Raw genomic sequence first — 20,491 nt, 5'->3', positions numbered from 1 at the left:
TAACGTTGCAATCAGATGATCAGCCATTCTTTATTATCTGCTCGTATCAATGGTAAGCTCCAGTTATCAGGTTGCCGGGGAATTGAAGGCGGTGTGGTTCATTACAGATAAAGAAAAGAGAAAACAGAAATGTCGACAGCTAAAGGTCTACATCAGAATTGTTGAAGTATAATTCAACAAACGTAATTCGATAGACGTAAATAAGAGAAGCGCAATTCAGAGAAGCCTATTCGGATAATTGCAGTTGCGACCATTGCCATTGCGATAACTCCAATACTGATAATTGTAGTGCTGATAATGGAATGCGGAAACTTCAATGCTGATAATTGCAATAAATGAATGTTGAATTTTGACATGCTGGTCGCATATCCCCTAAGTGAACGAGATTAGAACGTGCAGGATGGGCCTGAGGTTGGTTTGATTGCCACCTTCGATTCCTGCCCGGAGTTACCCAAGCCGATCAGGGCCCAACAGAACCTGGCGCTGGAAGCATACCTAAAAAAGCCGATCAGGGAACAAAAAGCCGATCGGAGACAACAGCAGAGAGCGGCATGAACAAACGTATTAACCAGGAATCACAGTGGCAAATCAAACCAACCGAAAGGCCCATCCGGCGAAGTGAGGAACCGAGTGAACGTCATGAACGCGCAAAATCAAAGATTTAACAATAGAAAAGAAAACATTGAGCAGGAAAGAAAAATGAAATTAATTCATCTTGAAAGGAACGATCATTTCGAACACAGGAATGTTCACATCAAACGTCGTCTTGCTATTCAGATTTTCCATAAGATAAGTACCATACATCTTCCCCATCTCCGTGCGTAAATTACATCCGCTCACATACTGATAACGTTCTCCAGGCTGCATGGATGGTTGCACACCTACAACTCCTTCACCTTCAACCTCACGATGAGTACCATTACTATCGAAGATATTCCAATGACGACGATGAAGTTTTACAGGAAAGTTATTATGATTATCAATGGTGATTCTGTATGCAAACATATATTCACCCGAAACCGGGTTTGAGTAATCCGGTTGGTAAAAAGTTTCGACACTGATTTCTATCCCTTCTGATATTTTTGATATCATCAATAGCTATTTGCGATTAAAGTTAATTAAAAATCCAGCGAGGTGGTAGTAATTCCCAATATTTTAGTGGTTTTATGAGCAATGCGGTTAATTTTGCACTTCTTATAACTATTCTACACACAAAAACAAAATTCTGATAATATGAAAATTGCTGTTGCAAAAGGCGATGGAATTGGCCCGGAGATCATGGATGCAGTCCTTACCGTCTTCAAATCAGCCAAAGTACCTCTTGAATATGAGTTTGTGGACATGGGAAAATGGGTTTTCGACAAGGGATTTTCAAATGGTATGACTCCTGAAGCACAGCAAACCATCGAAGAATTAGGCATCCTGTTTAAAGGGCCAATGGAAACACCGAAAGGAAAAGGTGTTAAGAGTGTGAACGTCACTGCCCGTAAAACATGGAACACTTATGCCAATAAACGCGTTTTCCAGACGCTGCACGGGGTAGATACAGTCTTTTCCAAGGCCGGTATACCAATTGACGTAACAATTGTACGTGAAAATATAGAAGACACTTATGGAGGGATCGAACACATGCTTACCCATGATGTTTCTTTAAGCCGCCGTTTTATAACCCGTCCGGGTAGCCTCCAGGTGATCAGGTACGCTTTTGAAATGGCCAGGAAAAAGGATGCAAAACGCATTACCTGTGGTCACAAGGCAAATATCATGAAGATCACCGACGGTTTGTTTCTTGAATGCTTTTATGAAGTGGCAAAAGACTTCCCTGAGCTGAAAGCTGATGATGTGATCGTTGATGATCTTTGTATGAAGCTTGTGACCCGACCGGATTTGTTTGATGTAGTAGTAATGACAAACCTGCAGGGAGATATTGTATCTGATCTTTGCGCCGGCCTTGTTGGGGGACTTGGATTTGCACCATCTGCAAACATTGGCGATCATATTTGTATTTTTGAAGCAGTACACGGAACCGCTCCAGACATCGCGGGAAAAAATATTGCAAACCCTACTGCCTTGTTGTTAAGCGGACTTGCTATGTTGCAGCACTTAGGGTTTATGGAAAGTGCAGCAACCATTGAAAACTCGTTGCTATACACACTTGAATCAGGCGTTCATACGGGCGACTTTGGTGACAAGACTATCCCCTCTGTTAATACCACTGGTTTTGCAGAAGCAGTCATTAATAATTTTGGTAAGAAGCCAAAGCAGGGCGAAAAACCATCATGGCCCAACAAAGAAATTACTCCTACAAATTTTAAGCTGGAAAAAAATCCGATGCTTGTTTCCAAAGAAATGGAGACCGAAGAGATTATTGGGGTTGACCTGTTTATTGAAAGCATTGAACAACCCGAGATCATTGCCAAAAAATGTCAGCGTCATGCAGGCGTTAAATTTAAACTCGTAAGTATCAGTAACCGTGGTACCCAGGTGTGGCCAACGGGATCTATTTATACAAACCTGGTTAATCAATACAATGTCCGGTTTGAAAGCATCGATGATGAAAAATTAAATCAGCAGGATGTATTAGGTTTATATGTCAGCCTGAGTGGAGATTTTAAAATCTGTTCTTCAGAATTATTAAACAGATTTGGAAATAAAAAAGCCTATAGTCTCGCACAAGGACAGTGATCAAGAGAGATATGAATTATGAGTTATGAATTATGAAAGTTTGGCAACCTGTTCATAATTCATAACTTAACAACTCCTTTCATAACTCATAATTCATAATTCATAATTCTCTTGAGGCCACTCACAACTCACCACTATATTTTACGTGATTTGGTATACCCGTTTTTACTTAGCCAGCCGAGGACTTTATCGCGGTTATCGCCCTGGACGATGATTTCGCCGTCTTTCACTGAACCACCGGTTCCGCAAAAAGCTTTTAGTTTTTTGCCAAGATCTTCGAGGTCATTTTCAGAGCCTATGAAATCCTGTACTAATGTAACGGCCTTGCCTGCACGCTGTTTTGTGTCAAGCCTTATGCGCAGTTTTTGTTGAGCCGGTGGAATTGTCTCAATATTCTCCGGTGTATCTTCTTCCTTTTTAAAATCAGGATCAGTTGAAAATACGATTCCCCCCGTTGATTTTTTCTTACTCATAACATCAAAATAAAATCAATAATTTGTTTAGACTACAGGATTTTTGCCTTCAGGCTCAGGTCAACACTTCTTGCCTGGTGTATTAATGCCCCGACGCTTATAAAGTCTACCCCTGTTTCAGCATATTCAATAATGTTTTCGAGATTTATACCACCACTTGCTTCTGTTTCATATTTACCTTCTATCAGATTTACCGCTTCAGTGATGTCTGCAGGCCTGAAATTATCAAGCATGATACGATCCACCTTCCCAATCTTCAGCACACGTTTTACATCGTCCAGGCTCCTGGTTTCCACTTCGATCTTTAAACCCGGCCGTTTCGTTTGTACATAACCGTAAGCAAGTTCAATTGCTTTTTCTATCCCACCACTATAGTCAATATGATTATCCTTTAACATGATCATATCATAAAGCCCCATCCTGTGATTGTGACCACCTCCTATGAGAACTGCTTCTTTTTCAAGAATACGGAAATTCGGTGTTGTTTTACGGGTGTCGAGTATTTTGGTCTTATAACCATTGATTTTTTTAACGTAGGATGCCGTAAGTGTTGCAATTCCACTCATTCGTTGCATACAGTTCAGCACAAGCCTTTCACACTGGAGAATCACCTGTACGGGTGCTGTTACTTCAAAAGCTTTATCACCAAACTTCATGGTTTCACCATCTGATTTTAGCCTGGTGAATGCTGCCTGGGGATATTTCATCCTGAATATTCTTTCAGCAACTGAAACACCTGCCAGGATCCCATCTTCTTTTATCTTCAGTTCGGCTACACCCATAGTACCTTCCGGTATACATGCAAGCGTTGAATGATCACCGTCACCAATATCTTCCTGCAATGCGGACTGTACCAAAACAAACAGGTGCTCATCAAAAGCGTTCATATAATGTTGTTTGACATCGTGATAATAAAAACTTCCCGATAAAAAATATTCTGATAGTAACTTCCAAATCAAAAATACATTGATAGTAAATTTCCTGAAAAAAAATACCACCTGGCAGCAAATACAACCTAATAGTAAAATAGCAAATTTCAAAGCAGGACTATACGCTGTATATTAGAGCAAGGACAACCCATATTTGAACAAGAAAAACTCATATTAGTGCAAGGATAACCCATATCTGGATTTAGGCAGTCGATATCAGAGAGCAAGCAATTCTTCCTGGAAGAAGCATAAAGGACGCCCGTACAGCATTAATTAACTAGCTCATTCATCAACTCTTTCATAACTCATAACTCATAACTCATAACTCTCTTCAAGTGATTCTCTTTACTCCGCTAGCTGGAAAACAATCTCTTGCAGAAACTGCTGTTCACCTTTCTTCTTCAGGTAAAACCTTATCCGGTAATCGCGTGATTTTGTTTGAAGTAAACCAATACAAAACTGGGATCCATCTTTATTCTCCCCCTTGTGTTTGATCTGGAAACCTTTCACCTCGTTGCTGGAGAAAAAATCTTTCAGAATCATTTCAGCCTGGGATTTGCTGTAATTGTCGCTTTTATCCGGAAACGAAAGATCAACTCGTGTATCAAAAAATTTGGAGATCTGCCCGGCATTACCCGCGCGGATGGCTGAAGCTACATCTTCAATGGAGTAGATCAGCCTAAATGATGTCAGGAATAGCGAGAAAGCTAATACAGCAATTCCCGAGCTTGTTTTCATAATAAAAATTTTTCAATACCAAAATTGCTAAAAACATGCCAAACTAAGATATTTAATATTGAATAGAAAATATTGGATATTTTGCAGTATTCATTTAGTAATCAACTTAGTAATCAACTCCTGGCGATCCAATTTCTGATGGTTTGCACTTAATTCCGACAGCTGTTGGAATGCAAACCGGACCGCCCGGAATACATTCACCACAAAATCTGTATTAATTCTAACTGGATTAATTCTAAAGTTTAAATCATGGCTGCAAAGAAAGTTATACTCGTTATCATGGATGGCTGGGGTCTTGGACAGGTATTCGAATCAGATGCAATCCGGCATGCACAAACACCTTTTGTCAATTCCCTATACGAAAATTATCCAAATACAACCCTTACCACCTGCGGCGAATTGGTTGGACTTCCCGATGGTCAGATGGGTAATTCAGAAGTTGGTCATCTGAACCTTGGAGCGGGGCGAATCGTTTACCAGGAACTACAACGTATAAACGTTGCCATCCGCGAGGGCGAGTTTCAGAAAAACCAGGTGATCCTGGAATCTATCCGTTACTCCAGGGATAACAGGAAACCACTACACCTTCTTGGACTTGTAAGTGATGGCGGTGTCCATTCACATATCAGCCACCTGAAAGCTTTATTAAGTTTGTGTGCGGCAGAAGGACTCAAAGATGTTTTCATACATGCGTTTACTGATGGCCGTGATACCGATCCAAAAAGCGGATTATCATTTATTACAGATCTGCAGGAGCACATCAACCTTTCCACAGGTAAAATTGCAACCATTACCGGTCGCTATTATGCAATGGATCGCGACAAACGATGGGAACGGGTAAAACTTGCCTATGAGGGTATGGTTGATGGTATAGGACAAAAAGCAGTTAACCCGGTTACAGCAATCACTGATTGTTATCTCAATAACATTACAGATGAATTCATAAAGCCGATCATCATCACCGACGAGGCGCAAAATCCTATAGCCACGATTAAAGATGAAGATGTCGCTATCTGTTTTAACTTTCGCACCGATCGATGCCGTGAGATTACTGAAGTACTGACCCAGAAAGATTTTCCAGAGTATGGAATGAAGAAATTAAATCTCCACTATACTACCATGACAGAATATGATAAGACTTTCAAAAACGTGAAGGTTGTATTCGAAAATGATAATCTGAATAATACTCTTGGAGAAGTTTTGCAAGCCAACGGGAAAAAACAGATCCGCATTGCGGAGACCGAGAAATATCCGCATGTAACTTTCTTTTTCAGCGGTGGCCGGGAAGTACCTTTTGAAGGTGAAACAAGGTTGATGGCACAATCACCGAAAGTGGCCACCTATGATCTTCAACCCGAGATGAGTGCCTATGAACTTACAGATCTGGTTATCCCGGAAATAGAAAATGAAGCAGCTGATTTCATTTGTCTTAACTATGCCAATGCAGATATGGTGGGACACACAGGCGTTTGGTCAGCAGTGATCAAGGCAGTGGAGACCGTTGATATTTGTGTGAGCAGGCTGGTTACTACGGCACTTTCTCATGACTATACGATCTTTCTTACGGCGGATCATGGTAATGCGGATTATGAAATAAATGCAGATGGCTCACCAAACACGGCGCATACACTGAACCCGGTGCCTTTCTGGATTATTGATAATAACTGGAAGGGAACCCTCAGACCAGGTAAGCTTGGCGACCTGGCGCCCACGATCCTGAAATTGATGGGACTGAAAATTCCGCCTGAAATGACGGGCAATATTCTCACAGATTAGCCCGATCTATTTTTTTTCCCAAGCAGCTTTTGCTTCTCAAAATTGTCTAAATTACAGGGCAACCAAAGAGAGTGTATGACGGAAGAAGCCATTTTATACGGCTGTTTACATAATGACTCCACTGCCCAGCGGGAACTGTATAGTAAATACAGTCCCAAAATGCTGTCGGTATGCTATAGGTTCGCACATAACCGCGAAGACGCTGAAGACATGCTTCAGGAAGGTTTTATCAAAGTCTTTGGACAGATACACACTTTCCAGAACAAAGGCGCTTTCGAAGGTTGGATACGCAGAATTATTGTTCATACCTGCATCAATAACCTGAAGAAAAATAAAAAGTTCAATGAAAGTGTAGACATTATTCATGCTACTACTATCCAGGTGAGGGAAGAATCAGTGCCGTCGATTGTGCAGGCTAAACAAGTGGTTGAATGTATCCGGCTATTGCCGATCGGGTACAGAACAGTTTTAAACCTTTATGCGATTGAAGGTTATTCGCACAAAGAAATCGCAGAGGTCCTGGATATTGAAGAAAGCACGAGCCGATCGCAATACACCAGGGCAAAGCAAATGCTGGAAGATATACTGGTTAGAAAAAATATCATCCAGAAGCCAAGGCAAAAGGCGGATTGGTTGCGTGTTGCAGGAGGAAAATAAACCAAAACCTAAATCATACCATCCATTGAAGATCCTGCCGTACAAACACGAAGATTATGGAGCGCAATTTTTACACTGATGATTTTGAGGAACTGCTGAAAGAAAAGGCTGATCAATACAAAATGTATCCTTCCGATAAGGTATGGAACGGAATTCAAAGTTCTCTTCATTCACGGAGGAAATGGTATTGGATCGGATTTGCCCTACTTCTTTCCGGTGTAAGTTACTATGCCATTGAAGCCCTTATCGCTCCACCCGGACCTGTCCGGAAATCCGAAGCCAAAATCGCTGCTTCAAAAATTCCGACTGAAAATGTATTATTAGGCGCAGGTGATGGTAAACGCCGTTCTGCCCTTGTTATACCTCTTACCCAACATAAAATTTCCCAGTATAATCCCGTTTCAAACAGCATTGACCAGCCTTTTAAAGGCGAATTTGATATCGACAGGTCATACTCCGAGATAGAACCTGGCGCCACCGCCAAAGTAGTGGAAATGCTGCAGATTGCTAAAATTCCGGTCATTTCGGATCCTGGCGAAAAGACTGATAATAGTGCCATGGCAAAATGGTTACCGGTAAACCGCATTAATCTGCTGAGTGGATATCAACCTATAACTATTATTGACAATACCCACTCTATTATTGACAATACTCCCTCTAAGACCCGGTCAATGGGTGAAGTGACTGACAGAAAACCCCTTGATGCAACAGCTGGAATTAATTTGGTGAGCGGCATCTGGAACCTGGATGAATCAAGAGGCGTTGCACGATTCCCCATGGAACAGGAACAAGCCTCGGAAGACGTGAAAAAAATCAACTGGCTGCAGGAATTTGCATTTAATGAATTTACAGTTCCCCCGTTGAAAAGACTCAGCTGGCAGTTATCCTTCGCGCCAACAATGAATTACAGGAGATTATCAACCAGCAAAAAACCGGGCAGGGAATATATGGTGAAGAACATCCCTATTGCGATGAATATCACAGGTGATCTTGATAATCTTGTAAATCATACCCCGGCCCTGGGATTTGAACTCGGCTCCCATCTGCGTTATGCTGCAAACAGGACCGTGACCTTCAAAGCCGGTATCCAGTTCAATTACGCCCGTTATGCAATAGAAGCATTCGAAGCTCCAGGTACAGATGTAGCTACCATCGCCCTCAACAGCGTAGGTGGGTCCCATAGGGATTCCCTGATTTCTTACAGCAGTATCAGCAACTTTGGAGGCAACTCTGTAAAGGACATCCAGAACCAGTATTTCCAGCTTTCCGCACCAATCGGCGTGGAACTGAAACTTATAGGTGGTAAACGTATGGGACTTCATCTTGCAGGCACCATTCAACCCACCTATCTGCTCAACAGGAATACCTTTCTCATTACAACCGATTACCGCAGCTATACACACGAACCGTCCCTTGTTCGCCGCTGGAATATGAACACCAGTGCAGAAGCTTTTGTTTCTTATAATACCGGTGGAATAATCTGGCAGGTGGGCCCACAATTCCGTTACCAGGTACTTTCCAGTTATTCTTCAAAATACCCGATCAGGGAAAACCTGATGGAATACGGTGTAAAAATAGGCGTGAGCAAAACAATACGCTGACAGGAAGCTGTTTAACCTAATTTTGTTTCTCTCTGTCAAACATCGGAGCCTTCATTTACTTAATTTTAGAAAATGAAGTCATGTTTGTGTTCCTTACTCCTGATTGCCCTGTTATCCGGTTGCGCCGACGAAATAGAATCACCCTTGCCTGAAGCCCAACTTCCAGACAGCACAAATAAAGCAAAACAGTTTTTCCCGATTCTTGATTATCTGAAAGGAGAATTAAATAATGTGGATTCTTTCGCCACCGCGATCAGGCTATACACAACCATAAATGGGAAAACGGATTCTTCAATGATAAAAGTTGAACAGTTCAACGGGATCATGCAGGAATTTTTGCCGCCGGAACTGAGTAAGGAAAACTTTGAAAAATATTATAGCGAATCTTCGTTTTATGATCAGACTACCGAGACATCGACATTTACATATGCTACAAAAAACGATGATCTTGAATTTCACCGGATCGATATTTTGGTGCAGGGTACTGAAAGTTATGACAAGGTAAGCAGTATATATATGGAGAAATTTATAGGGGCAGATGATTCTTCCATGGTCAAAAAAATGCTTTTGGTCGGCGGGAAAAGCCTGATGATAAATTCAGAAAAAACCGTCGGGAACAATAAACCGGTTATCATACAGGAAAAATATATCTGGAACGACTGGTAATAAAACTTGCAATTGTTCAGAGCGGGTAATAAGGATACAAATGACGCAGCAGGAATTTCAGCAGATCGCGCATACGATACCACTTACACCAGGGATCTATAAATACTACGATCTAAAAAACGAATTGCTTTACGTTGGCAAAGCCAAAAGTTTACGCAAAAGGGTTGGATCATATTTCAACAAAACGTTCACCACTTACAAAACACATGAACTGGTTCAACGTATCAGGCGAATTGAGTTTACCATTGTAAACTCTGAACAGGATGCTTTCCTGCTCGAAAATTCACTGATCAAACAATTTCAACCAAAGTTTAATATCAACCTCAAGGACGATAAAAGCTACCCGTTTATAGTGATAAAGAATGAGCCGTTTCCAAGAATTTTTTTAACCAGGCGAAAGATAAATGACGGGTCAGAATACCTGGGACCATTTACCTCGGTTGGCAAGGTCCGTGAACTGATGGATTTTGTTAAGTCAACGATCCAGCTCCGTACCTGTAAATTAAATCTAACGGAGACTAATATCCGAAAACGTAAATTTAAAGTTTGCCTGGAATATCACCTTGGTAATTGCAAGGGCCCATGTGAAGGTCACCAGTCATTAGACGACTATAATGAAGGATTGCAACAAATCCGGAACATACTTAAGGGCAATCTGAACCCGGTTATCCAGCATTTCAAAAATGAGATGAAGGATGAAGCCGCGAATATGCGTTTTGAAAAAGCCGAGCTGGTCCGCAAAAAAATCAGTCACATGGAACAGTATGCCGCCCGATCCGTGATTGTGAGCAGCAACCTGACGAATGCAGATGTGTTTTCTTTGTTAAGGGAAGAAGACAAGGCTTATGTCAATTACCTGATGGTCCAGAATGGAACTATTGTTCAGACACATACTTCGCTACTGGAAACCCACCTGGAAGAACCTGATGAAGAGGTGCTTTCTTTTGCCATTGCCCAATTAAGAGACACTTTTAACAGCGGCGCTAAAGAGATCATCCTTCAATACCAAATCGATTATCCGGAAAAGGATATTATCATCACTGTTCCCCGTGCGGGTGATAAAAAAAAGCTCCTCGACCTTTCTGAAAAAAACGTCAATTATTTCCGCGAGGAGCTCCGTAAAAAAAAAATGCTGCAACTCGAGGGTAAAGATGACCTGGAAAAAAAGAAAGTGCTGTACCAGCTGCAGGAAGATCTTAAACTGCAGGAAGTTCCCGTCCATATTGAATGCTTTGATAACTCCAATTTCCAGGGCAGTTATCCTGTTTCTGCCATGGTTTGTTTTAAGATGGGAGTTCCCAGCAAAGATGATTACAGGCATTATAATGTGAAGACTGTCCAGGGTATCAATGATTTCGCAACAATGAAGGAGGTTGTTTACAGGCGCTACAGGCGGCTAACTGAAGAAAATCAACCATTACCGCAACTGGTTATCATAGATGGCGGCAAAGGACAGCTGAGCGCTGCTATGGAAAGCATTGAGGCACTCGGTCTCCAGGGATCCATGACGGTTGTGGGTCTTGCCAAAAATGAGGAAGAGATCTTTTACCCTGGTGACCAGGAATCATTGAAATTGCCTTATAACAGTCCCAGCCTTCATTTAATCCGGAGGATCCGTGATGAGGTTCATAGATTCGGTATCCGCTTTCACCGGCAGAAACGAAGCCAGGGAACCTTTAAAAACGAGCTTGAACAGATCAGGGGCATTGGCAAAAACACCGCTGATCAACTTCTAAAAGAATTCCGCTCAGTCAAAAAGATAAAAGAACTTGGCAAAGACGAATTATCAAAAGCCATTGGTAACGCAAAGGGACAATTGGTCTGGGCCTTTTTTAACCGCAATGAAGATCCGGTTCAGGATACTATAGCAGCAGATACGAAAACAAGAAATATTGATGATGATGGTAGAATTGATCAGGAGCCTGGATATCAGAATCTAAACAATGAAGAAGGAACAGGGAGTGATGAAGAAGGAACCAGGAGTGATTCGTCTGATAACACTGCAGAAAGCCAGCCCGAAAACTAAAGGTACAGACTAATAATAAATCTTTTTGGGGGGTTGGTAAAAACACGATAGTAGAAACACGAATGGCCTAAAAAATAAAGGGGCCAGGATAGAAATCCAGCCCCGTTTTTAAAATCCAATATCCTATGAAAAACCGTTGTAAAAATAGGGAACTAATTGAACAAAACAATACCCGTTTTTGGGTATTTTGGAATTTTAATTATTGTCATATAGACACAATACATTTATCATAGGCGGGGTTGAGCCCGTTTTTTTTCTATTTTGCCAACAACAGCGATGATTCTGGCATTCTTAAACCTAATGAGAGCAGGCATTTCAGCCAATTATTGAAATTGTTCGGTAACTCCAAAAAAAGGTATAGGTATATCTTCAAAACCTTCTTATAAAAAGACAGTTTGACCTTATTCAGGCATAAACCATATACAAGTTTAGCCCGGAGGCCATTGATTCCTTTTTGGGGAAAGTAGACTATTCTATTTCAATCCTGGTTCGACGAACAGTTTAACCTGGAGAAAGTATGGTTGCAATTAATTAGTAATGTTACGATATATTTTATTTGTAGGTACATAAAAAGGCATGTTTTCCGGGGTCCAGACAAAAAAAAGCATCCCGTACGTACGGGATGCTTTTTTTATATCAGGTTGAATAATGATTAGTATGACCAGAGATCCTGTTCGTAGTTAAAGATTTTCTCCTTAATGTTTTCTCCTTCGAGCAAAGCAAGGATTGGATCCTTAATATAGCTGCTGATGAAAAAATCATTGGGATTGTTGATGGTTGACTTAAGTATCCTGCTGGAGAACATGCGGCTCTCAAACAGTTCTTCCCAACTCATCTTCGCACCATAGTTTCTTCCATTGTACACATCGTAACGTGCCAGCATCGGTCTCAGATCAGGATAATAAACCCAGAACAGCGGAGTAGTTGCCCGGAACGAGCCATCTTCATTTTTGATGGTCTTGATTGGTGCGATACCCAGGATCCTGGTTGTCATCCTGGAGGATTCCTTGTCGAATACAACATCTTCCTTAACCCAATATCTTTCGATATCATCAGGGTTAAACTCGGAACCGATAGTTGTATCCTTCAGGATACCCTTTGAACCGTCCGGATCTTCTGCATAGTTTGGTATTTGTATGGTTTTTGGTTTACCCACAACCAGTTCAGCAATTTCTTTGAATGTCATCGGGGTTGTAAATCGGTCATCCCCACCGGTTGCGCTGAATGCCACAACTTCGTTTGTTTTGATAGCATTCAACAACATCACGATAAAACGCTGGTTTCCATTATCACCTTCCGCTTTGTAAACAAAAGGAAGATTGATTTTTTCGTGAACGTCGATTTCTCTCCAGACACGCTGGATGTATGCGGCATCGTCCTCGCGGATATGCTCATAAACCAGTGGAACTCTTTCTCTTACGAGGTTACGTTCGATTGCATTATCGTTACGCAATGATGGTTTAGGAGCGTCCAGTTTAAGATCTGCTTCCAGCACAACGGGTGCCGCCGGAACAGTATCCTTTTTTACCAGTGCTGCGTTGTTAGCAGCATTGTTATTCCTGGTTGCTGTTTTATTTGCTGTAGCCCTTTTCTTGACCGGACGGTTTGGTTTCTTGGTCTGCGCGTCGGCACTTCCAACAAATACCGCCATTACAGTTAGTAGTAAACCCAGCTTGATGATACGATTTTTCATTATCCCTGATTTATAAAATACTTATTTCAATAAGAATGACATCATCGGTAAGTCAACTGTTCTGCCATCTGGTCCAACAACTTTGATCTGATCAAAGAAGATTGAAGTACCAGGCGTTGCTCCATCAATGATTGTTTTTGCATTACCGCTCCACCTGTTGCCTTCATTGTTAGCAATCTGGTAAACCGGGTACTTCCCGCCTAAGGCACCAACCTGGTAGCTTAGAACTTTGTAAGGAGCTTCGAACTCTGAATCAAGCAGACGGGCAATTACACCAGCCATAGCTTTAAAGTCGGCTGAAGGCATTGCACCACCTCTCTTCGCGCCTACAAAAGATGCAGGAGGAGGAAGCGTTTTGATTCGATATTCAACAGCTGTCTTTTTACCATCAATAATCACATTGATTGCAGACGTTCTTGGATTACCGAGTGGTTTAACAACCCATTTAGGACCGCCGACTTTGCTGATAGTTCCAGCTCCGTCCAAAGTTGCGTTTACCTTTTCGCTACCAACGCCAGCAGTGATTGTAAGCGGGTTATCCACTCCAATATAAAGAACTCGCATCTTATCTGCTGATACGGAAACACCTGACGGTGCACCAACTGTATATGGAAGATCTTTTTCAATTACCTTAGCAACACCATTCTGGTCGAAGTAACGGACTACAACATGTGCTTTGCCGGACCCGGTTCCACCAGCAGCCATATCCATCGTGGCCATACCATCAGCACCAATTGGTGCAGGTCTGCCGTTGATAGAAATCTGTGGTGCTGAAGCGGAACTCATAGCTCCAAGACCTGCGTAGACTTCAAGTTTTTCACCAGGCATCAGGTAGCTGGAGCTTAATCCTCCAACGAAACCGAATTTGTCAAATCTCACTTTTACTTCACCGATCTTAGTGTGGCAATAACTTACAACCTGGTATTCAGAATTTTTAATATCATTCTGGAATTTGTTGAGAATAGTTATGGCAGCAATGGCCGGAGTCATATGAAAGTAGCTTTCAGTCCATGATTTCTTGGTACCGTCCTGTGCAACGGGTACACTGAGATCAAGTGGAAGTCTTTTAGCAAACTCTTTTCCGATTTCAGGATCGATATTTAGCATATCTTTTTTGAACTGCTCAAGCTTTTTATAAAGCTTTTCGCCTTCTCCTTTTTTATCCATGATACGTGTCGGGGCATCGAGGTGATCGATTGCCCAAACAGTGTCGCCTGTTTCAGGATGGTAACCTGCGGCTACCTTAATTTCCATCTTCAGACCTTCGATCTCATCAAATAATTTCTTTGAGATCTGAGAGGCTGCATCAGCTTTTGGTTTCCAGATCTTCGCCATCTCTGCTGATTTTGGATCAGCCAGTTTTTCGGTGAAGGAGGCATAAAGCTGGTTATTGTTACCTGTCAACACACCATTTGCGCTGGTGATACTGTTGTCGACAGTTTTGAAAGCGTTCAAGACTTCAGACGAAACATTGAGTGCCAGAAGTGCGGTGAGCACCAGGTACATCATGTTGATCATCTTTTGCCTGGGCTCTTTAGGTAAAGACATGGGCTAGGTTTTTCGAATTTAATTAATAGTTTAGAACTGGATCAGGATTTCCTGTTGCAATTGGATTAGCGTCCCTGCATTGCGCTTAACATGTTACCATAAACAGTGTTCAGACTGGTTAAGTTACCTGCTAATTTAGCGATCTGCTCGTGAGCTTTTTTAGCATCTTCAACGCTGCCCTGCATAGTTTGTGATGCATTTGACAGGTTAGAATAGAAGCTGTTCATTGCTTTCAGGTGATTGTTTGTGTCCTGGAGTTCCAGCTCATAGATCGCATTCAAAGAACCAAGATTCTTTGTGAGGACCTGTACCTGCTCATGGAATTTCTTTGTACCGTCAGCCGCTGTATTAAAATGACCCAGTGTTGTTGCTGCACCTGTGTAAGCATTTTTCATTGTTTCAAGTGCGGCAGTTGCTTCCTTGGTCTTGGCAGAATAGTCGCTTGTAGATTTAACTACATCGCCTACTTCAGCGATACCATTAACAGATGTATTCAGTTTTTTGAACCCATCGCTAAGGCTTTTCAGACTTGCAGGAGTAATATCAGCATCTTTCAGCATTTCATCCATCTTCTGGATGTTTGGATTACCTGTAGAAGCATTTCCACCAGCCAATTTTGGAAGAATTTCTACGAGTGCGTGCATTTCTCCTCCTGGAGGCGGTAAGAATGCATATACTACGAAAATGATTGCTTCTGTAATAAGACCGGCTGTCAAAAAGAAGTCAGCCATTGGTTGGTGCGTAATTTTCTGCCAGGCCCCGAAGATTACGATAGCAGCGCCCATACACACCACTATGTTTACTATTCTGTCAATTGATTTAGAAGTTCCAGCCATGATAATTAATGTTTAAAGTTAGAAAACGGATTAAGGGAGGTTAAAAAAAGTTATGAATTATGAGTTATGAATTATGAAACTGTTCAAGTTCTTACTAAAGCGTTTGATTATAGGAAATAGTATGCCGTTTGAATATTTTCTGAAAAAAATATCAATTCAAGAACGTTAAACTGAACCTAAAATTTTTGCTCTAAGCGGTTATTTTTGGTTTGCGTTAAAGCCTATGGCTTAGCGTTTCTTTTGTGCTGGTGGCAGATCTATAACGCATCTGAAACCGATGTAAGACTTGGTTGTATCCTGGTATTCGTAGTTCCTGGTTGAAGTCTGAAGATAGAATCCAACATCTTTCCAGCTACCACCACGGATTACCTTACGTTTCATACGTGGAGGATCTGAATCCTTAGCGTTAAACCGGATATCCGGGTTCATATCATGCTGGAAATTATAGGCTCCTTCGTAGAACAAAGAAGATGTCCACTCAGCTACGTTACCTGCCATGCAATACAGTCCGAAATCGTTTGGCCAGTATCCATCAGCACGTACAGTGTAAAAACCACCGTCTTCAGGATAGTTACCGCGACCAGGTTTGAAATTGGCCAGCAAGCAACCTTTCCTGTTTCTCAGGTAATAGTTACCCCAGGGGAACATAGATTGTGAACGACCACCTCTTGCAGAGTATTCCCATTCTGCTTCAGTCGGCAGGCGGAAATCTGATTCAGTAGCTCTTTTCTTTGAATCCAGGAAAGAATTCAACAGGTGAGTTCTCCATTCGCAGAAGGCAGTAGCCTGTTTCCAGTTTACACCAACCAGCGGATAGTTACCATAAGCAGGGTGAGAAAAGTATCTTTTTGTAAAAGGTTCATTGTATGAGTAGCTGAAATCACGGATCCAGACCAGGGTATCAGGATAGACCTTTTCATCCTTCTTGATCATAAAAGTAGATCTTGATTTACCGGCATTTTCTCTTTTAGCAGCTTCTTTCAGATCAAAAGTTTCGGAATGATAGACAATCTTGGTAGGATCAAGATCCTTTTTACCGAAAACACGGTTCTCGGGAGACAGGATCATCTGATCGATCTTTTCAATGGTAGCCTTATCGCCCCATTTGATCGTCTGGGCTTTTTTCCAGTCAACAGAAAATTTTCCGTCAACTTCTTTGCCCAGCTGCATCAGTGTAGCTGCTATAGAGTCACGAACCCAGTTTACGAACTGGCGGTATTCGTTGTTTGTTACCTCAGTTGCATCCATCCAGAATCCATTGATAGACACCTGTTTGTTTCTTGCAGTATAAGCGTAGTTAACGTCTTCATCACTAGGACCCATGTGAAAAGTGCCTGGTGGTATGTAAACCATGCCCGGGGGCTTGGTCAGGTTGTACTTGCTGGACGGGGCAACTCCATGGAGCTGACCATCATTCGGTAAGCCTTTGGATGACTTTCCCAATTTGCCGCAACCTGTAACCATTACCATGGTGGTAATGGCGAATAAGGCGGATAAGTTTGTGTTTTTCATAATCTTTAAGGGTATTGGGCAAAAAAAATGTTTTACCGACTTCATCACAAGTTTAGAATTTATTTTTTAAAACTGCAAGGATTCAATGGATTCAGCTCCTACTTAAACGATGATTAACTTCAATATATTGTTCTGTGTAATTTCAAAATCAACGGTTCTCCAGCAAATTTACAAGCTCCGCAACTGTTTGCACAGGTGCCTGACAGGCATAATCTTTACATAGGAAAATCTGTCCTTTTTGGGAAAATGGTTTTTCAGTCAATAGGGGGAAATCATTGTTACTAAGGGTAGCGGACTGAAAAACATTGTAGCCGATGAAATTACGTAAAAATTCGATACTCAGGACGGTACTTTCCTGTCCCGTAATCGCTATTTCCGGAATTCCGTAGGCTGATGAGAGGAGGAATCCTGCCCAGACTCCAAAGGAACCTGGGTATTTCACAACCGTCTCCTGAACTGATGCGGCCATCTCAATTGACCGCGACTTCCATTCTGATATGTCAAAGATTGTACCTAATTGATATAAGTTCCACATCATCATCGAATTACCGGAAGGAGTTGCGCCATCATAAACCTCTTTTTTGCGAATAATGACGTCCTTTTGGCCAGCCTGGGTATAGAAAAATAAAGGTCCCTCCTGCCCGAAATTTCCGATGACAAAATTTGTTAAAGATTTGGCAATATTTAACCATTCCTGATTAGCTGTAACCTCCTGCAAATGAATAAGTGCCGATATTAAATACGCGTAGTCGTCGAGAAAGGCTGGGTATTTTGAAATATTATTTTTATAGGTATGTGCAAAGCTTCCATCTTCCTGGCGATAGGCCTGCAGCATAAATTCCATGTTCGAAATGGCCCGTCTAAGAAACATTTTGTCGCTCGTTGCAGCTGCAGCCTTTGATAAAGCGATGTTCATCAAGGCATTCCATCCAATCAGCATCTTGTCATCCAATTGTGGCCTTACCCGTTCTGATCTCAATTCCATTAGTTTTTTTCTGCAATCAGCCAGGATTTTTTCCAATTCCTCAACCCCGATATTTTCTGTTGCTGCAACAGTTTCAATGTTTTTAGGAAGATGAAGAATATTGGTTTGTTCCCAGTTCCCTCCGGGGACTACCCCATATACAAGGCAGAACAGTGCTGCTTTTGTATCTAGAATATAATTGATTTCGTCATAGGACCAGGTATAGAATTTTCCTTCAATCCCTTCACTATCAGCATCCAGCGCAGAATAAAACCCGGTATCCGGTCCGGTTAACTCATTGTCAACAAATTGGATGGTCTGGTTTATAGTGTCCCGGTAAAGTTTTTTGCCGGTGATTTGATAAGCTTCGGCCAAAGTCACAATCAGCAATGCATTATCATATAGCATTTTTTCGAAATGTGGCGCCAGCCAGGTAGTATCTGTAGAATATCTTGAGAAACCGCCCCCGAGTTGATCATTTATTCCTCCGAAAATCATTTTATCGAGCGATAACAAGGCCTGGTCAAGGGCTTCCTGTTCTTTTGTGTGATGATAATAGTGCAGGAGAAATCTTATGGTAAAGGTCTGGGGAAATTTTGGTGCCCTTCCAAAGCCTCCATGTACGCGATCAGCGGTTTTCATCACATTTTCATAAATAGCCCGGATTTCCTGTTTGGTGGCAAGTTTTTCGCTGCTCTGCTTCCCTACTCCGAAACTATTTGCTTTCAGCATATGGTCAAGGAGGTTTTCAGCCTGCTTTTCCAACTCAGCCCGCTGATTTTTGTAGCTGTCAGACAAACTGACCAATACATCCTTCCATGAAGGTCGGCTATGGACCTGCTGTGGCGGAAAATATGTTCCTCCGTAAAAAGGTTTTTTCTGGGGTGTAAGAAAAACATTCAATGGCCATCCTCCGCTGCCGGTCATTGCCTGGACCGCGTCCATATATATATGGTCAAGGTCAGGCCTTTCTTCCCGGTCAATCTTAATGTTTATATAACATTCATTCATAAGTGCAGCGGTCTCATGATTTTCAAAACTCTCTCTTTCCATTACATGGCACCAGTGACAGGCAGCATAACCTATGCTTACCAGCACCGGCTTATCTTCTTTAATCGCTTTTTCAAAAGCTTCTTCGCTCCAGGGATACCAGTCTACGGGGTTATTTGCGTGTTGAAGGAGATATGGACTTGACTCGTGCTGTAACCGGTTAGGCATATATAGGCATATATTAATTTGATAGCTGCATATCTGCAAATTTCGCACCTTGTTTCCGTTCGAAAGTGATGGGTTGATTTCGCGCCCTATATCAACCCACCGCTTTCTCACTCCAACGTTCATCCCATAACGGAATTAGGTTAATAATGAAGTTGGCAACAATGAGTGTTGAAAGAGTGTAGAAATTTTCTATCGCAAAGAAGTTTTGGGAATTGAAATCTGTAGAATACGACTTCAGAGAAATGATTTGACTGAAAGAAATTAACAGATAATGTTTACGCTAAAAAAGATTATTTCAAAATTAATAAACTCTGAATTTTTTCATAACTCATAATTCATATTTCTCTTGAATTATTTTGTTTTCTTAAAAATAGAGGCAAGATACTGTTCCAGCGCGGCCACCATAGAAGGTGTTTGTGGTTGGGGGGCACGGATCTCAAGCGTAAGACCGGCTTCGGTTATAGCCTTGGATGTGTTATTACCAAATGCCCCGATGCGGGTACCATTTTGTTTGTACAAAGGGAAATTATCAAACAGGCTTTTTACTCCGCTGGGGGTGAAAAAACAAATAATATCGTATTCGCCGCGTGTAAAAATATCCTTCACATCATTGCTGATCGTACGATACATAAATGGGGTGGCAAAACCACAATTATGCGCTTTCAGCCAGTTTACAATTTCGTTGTCCTGTTGATTTTCTGAAGAGGGATAAAGGAATTTCTCATTCTCTTTATGCTTATTAATAACGTCAAGCATACTCTTATTGGAGCCATCGGTACCATAAAAGACCTTGCGTTTCCGATATAAAATAAATTTCTGGAGATAAAGTGCAACGGCCTCGGTAATGCAGAAATATTTGGTGTCCTGGGAGATATTGATTTTCATCTCTTCGCAGATTCGAAAAAAATGATCAATGGCATTTCGACTGGTAAAAATAACGGCTGTATAATTCGCAATTTCGACCTTCTGTTTTCGAAATTCTTTGGAAGAAATACCGTCCAGCCTGATAAAGGGCTGAAAATCCAAATCGACGTTGTACTTCCTTGCAAGCTCGAAATACGGTGATTTGTCAGTCTCAGGCTTTGGTTGAGTGATTAGTATTTTCCTAATCTTCTGGTCCACTGTTTCTCCGTTTTTGACCCCGTTTTTAACCATATGCAGTTCCCTAG

General features: G+C 41.6%; 17 protein-coding genes. 7 read left to right on the top strand and 10 right to left on the bottom strand.

The features are described 5' to 3' along the window. Positions 1 to 393 precede the first annotated feature (393 nt). Entirely contained in the window at positions 394 to 555 is a 162-nt protein-coding gene (locus VK664_RS01450) for a hypothetical protein (RefSeq protein WP_461396815.1), read from the top strand. A 150-nt stretch (positions 556 to 705) separates the two neighbouring features. Here VK664_RS01450 and apaG read toward each other — a convergent pair whose 3' ends face one another. Then, positions 706 to 1,092 (bottom strand): Co2+/Mg2+ efflux protein ApaG, encoded by a 387-nt coding sequence (gene apaG / locus VK664_RS01445; RefSeq protein WP_458922607.1) that lies wholly within the window; start codon positions 1,090 to 1,092, stop codon positions 706 to 708. Positions 1,093 to 1,233: 141 nt separating this feature from the next. Between apaG and VK664_RS01440 the strand changes: the two genes are divergently transcribed. Then, positions 1,234 to 2,685, top strand: a complete 1,452-nt coding sequence (locus tag VK664_RS01440; RefSeq protein ID WP_461396814.1) for an NADP-dependent isocitrate dehydrogenase — start codon at positions 1,234 to 1,236, stop codon at positions 2,683 to 2,685. A gap of 134 nt (positions 2,686 to 2,819) precedes the next feature. On the opposite strand, the gene VK664_RS01435 is transcribed toward VK664_RS01440, so the two are convergent. The 3 genes from VK664_RS01435 to VK664_RS01425 all read right to left on the bottom strand — a co-directional run bounded on the left by VK664_RS01435 (position 2,820) and on the right by VK664_RS01425 (position 4,825). Continuing rightward, on the bottom strand, positions 2,820 to 3,158 hold the full coding sequence (locus tag VK664_RS01435) for a translation initiation factor (RefSeq protein ID WP_461396813.1): 339 nt from the start codon (positions 3,156 to 3,158) through the stop codon (positions 2,820 to 2,822). A 32-nt stretch (positions 3,159 to 3,190) separates the two neighbouring features. Beyond that, positions 3,191 to 4,045: a carboxylating nicotinate-nucleotide diphosphorylase gene (gene nadC / locus VK664_RS01430; protein WP_461396812.1), complete on the bottom strand. Its 855-nt coding sequence runs from the start codon at positions 4,043 to 4,045 to the stop codon at positions 3,191 to 3,193. A 387-nt stretch (positions 4,046 to 4,432) separates the two neighbouring features. Next, on the bottom strand, positions 4,433 to 4,825 hold the full coding sequence (locus VK664_RS01425; protein ID WP_461396811.1) for a DUF4783 domain-containing protein: 393 nt from the start codon (positions 4,823 to 4,825) through the stop codon (positions 4,433 to 4,435). A gap of 249 nt (positions 4,826 to 5,074) precedes the next feature. Between VK664_RS01425 and gpmI the strand changes: the two genes are divergently transcribed. The 5 genes from gpmI to uvrC all read left to right on the top strand — a co-directional run bounded on the left by gpmI (position 5,075) and on the right by uvrC (position 11,551). Beyond that, on the top strand, positions 5,075 to 6,601 hold the full coding sequence (gene gpmI / locus VK664_RS01420; protein WP_461396810.1) for a 2,3-bisphosphoglycerate-independent phosphoglycerate mutase: 1,527 nt from the start codon (positions 5,075 to 5,077) through the stop codon (positions 6,599 to 6,601). Positions 6,602 to 6,676: 75 nt separating this feature from the next. Next, positions 6,677 to 7,258, top strand: coding sequence for an RNA polymerase sigma factor (locus tag VK664_RS01415; RefSeq protein ID WP_461396809.1), 582 nt, complete (start codon positions 6,677 to 6,679; stop codon positions 7,256 to 7,258). A 56-nt stretch (positions 7,259 to 7,314) separates the two neighbouring features. Continuing rightward, positions 7,315 to 8,859 (top strand): hypothetical protein, encoded by a 1,545-nt coding sequence (locus VK664_RS01410; protein WP_461396808.1) that lies wholly within the window; start codon positions 7,315 to 7,317, stop codon positions 8,857 to 8,859. A 72-nt stretch (positions 8,860 to 8,931) separates the two neighbouring features. Continuing rightward, positions 8,932 to 9,525: a hypothetical protein gene (locus VK664_RS01405; protein WP_461396807.1), complete on the top strand. Its 594-nt coding sequence runs from the start codon at positions 8,932 to 8,934 to the stop codon at positions 9,523 to 9,525. A gap of 40 nt (positions 9,526 to 9,565) precedes the next feature. Next, on the top strand, positions 9,566 to 11,551 hold the full coding sequence (gene uvrC, locus VK664_RS01400; RefSeq protein ID WP_461396806.1) for an excinuclease ABC subunit UvrC: 1,986 nt from the start codon (positions 9,566 to 9,568) through the stop codon (positions 11,549 to 11,551). Positions 11,552 to 12,203: 652 nt separating this feature from the next. Here the strand turns inward: uvrC and porN are convergent. The 6 genes from porN to VK664_RS01370 all read right to left on the bottom strand — a co-directional run bounded on the left by porN (position 12,204) and on the right by VK664_RS01370 (position 20,444). Beyond that, entirely contained in the window at positions 12,204 to 13,244 is a 1,041-nt protein-coding gene (porN, locus tag VK664_RS01395; RefSeq protein WP_461396805.1) for a type IX secretion system ring subunit PorN/GldN, read from the bottom strand. 21 nt (positions 13,245 to 13,265) lie between these two features. Then, on the bottom strand, positions 13,266 to 14,792 hold the full coding sequence (gene porM / locus VK664_RS01390; RefSeq protein WP_461396804.1) for a type IX secretion system motor protein PorM/GldM: 1,527 nt from the start codon (positions 14,790 to 14,792) through the stop codon (positions 13,266 to 13,268). A gap of 65 nt (positions 14,793 to 14,857) precedes the next feature. Beyond that, entirely contained in the window at positions 14,858 to 15,628 is a 771-nt protein-coding gene (porL, locus tag VK664_RS01385) for a type IX secretion system motor protein PorL/GldL (RefSeq protein WP_461396803.1), read from the bottom strand. A gap of 228 nt (positions 15,629 to 15,856) precedes the next feature. Next, the gene (porK, locus tag VK664_RS01380; protein WP_461396802.1) at positions 15,857 to 17,140 is read right to left on the bottom strand and encodes a T9SS ring complex lipoprotein PorK/GldK; all 1,284 of its coding nucleotides are present in this window, start codon (positions 17,138 to 17,140) and stop codon (positions 15,857 to 15,859) included. Positions 17,141 to 17,288: 148 nt separating this feature from the next. Further along, positions 17,289 to 19,322, bottom strand: a complete 2,034-nt coding sequence (locus tag VK664_RS01375; protein ID WP_461396801.1) for a thioredoxin domain-containing protein — start codon at positions 19,320 to 19,322, stop codon at positions 17,289 to 17,291. 351 nt (positions 19,323 to 19,673) lie between these two features. Then, entirely contained in the window at positions 19,674 to 20,444 is a 771-nt protein-coding gene (locus VK664_RS01370) for a uroporphyrinogen-III synthase (RefSeq protein WP_461396800.1), read from the bottom strand. Positions 20,445 to 20,491: the final 47 nt, after the last annotated feature.

Origin of the sequence: Flavitalea sp., assembly GCF_035489435.1 — a bacterium.
Lineage (GTDB): Bacteria > Bacteroidota > Bacteroidia > Chitinophagales > Chitinophagaceae > DATHKG01.
The sequence above is the reverse complement of the archived record's forward strand: the minus strand, read 5'-3'. Positions and strand labels throughout refer to the sequence as shown.

Excerpts from the sequence above, each read along its gene's own strand:
- uvrC (WP_461396806.1), top strand. The coding sequence starts at position 9,566 with ATGACGCAGCAGGAATTTCAGCAGATCGCGCATACGATACCACTTACA.
- porN (WP_461396805.1), bottom strand. The coding sequence starts at position 13,244 with ATGAAAAATCGTATCATCAAGCTGGGTTTACTACTAACTGTAATGGCG.
- VK664_RS01410 (WP_461396808.1), top strand. The coding sequence starts at position 7,315 with ATGGAGCGCAATTTTTACACTGATGATTTTGAGGAACTGCTGAAAGAA.
- porK (WP_461396802.1), bottom strand. The coding sequence starts at position 17,140 with ATGAAAAACACAAACTTATCCGCCTTATTCGCCATTACCACCATGGTA.
- VK664_RS01405 (WP_461396807.1), top strand. The coding sequence starts at position 8,932 with ATGAAGTCATGTTTGTGTTCCTTACTCCTGATTGCCCTGTTATCCGGT.
- porM (WP_461396804.1), bottom strand. The coding sequence starts at position 14,792 with ATGTCTTTACCTAAAGAGCCCAGGCAAAAGATGATCAACATGATGTAC.
- apaG (WP_458922607.1), bottom strand. The coding sequence starts at position 1,092 with ATGATATCAAAAATATCAGAAGGGATAGAAATCAGTGTCGAAACTTTT.
- nadC (WP_461396812.1), bottom strand. The coding sequence starts at position 4,045 with ATGAACGCTTTTGATGAGCACCTGTTTGTTTTGGTACAGTCCGCATTG.
- VK664_RS01375 (WP_461396801.1), bottom strand. The coding sequence starts at position 19,322 with ATGCCTAACCGGTTACAGCACGAGTCAAGTCCATATCTCCTTCAACAC.
- gpmI (WP_461396810.1), top strand. The coding sequence starts at position 5,075 with ATGGCTGCAAAGAAAGTTATACTCGTTATCATGGATGGCTGGGGTCTT.
- VK664_RS01440 (WP_461396814.1), top strand. The coding sequence starts at position 1,234 with ATGAAAATTGCTGTTGCAAAAGGCGATGGAATTGGCCCGGAGATCATG.
- VK664_RS01415 (WP_461396809.1), top strand. The coding sequence starts at position 6,677 with ATGACGGAAGAAGCCATTTTATACGGCTGTTTACATAATGACTCCACT.
- porL (WP_461396803.1), bottom strand. The coding sequence starts at position 15,628 with ATGGCTGGAACTTCTAAATCAATTGACAGAATAGTAAACATAGTGGTG.
- VK664_RS01435 (WP_461396813.1), bottom strand. The coding sequence starts at position 3,158 with ATGAGTAAGAAAAAATCAACGGGGGGAATCGTATTTTCAACTGATCCT.
- VK664_RS01425 (WP_461396811.1), bottom strand. The coding sequence starts at position 4,825 with ATGAAAACAAGCTCGGGAATTGCTGTATTAGCTTTCTCGCTATTCCTG.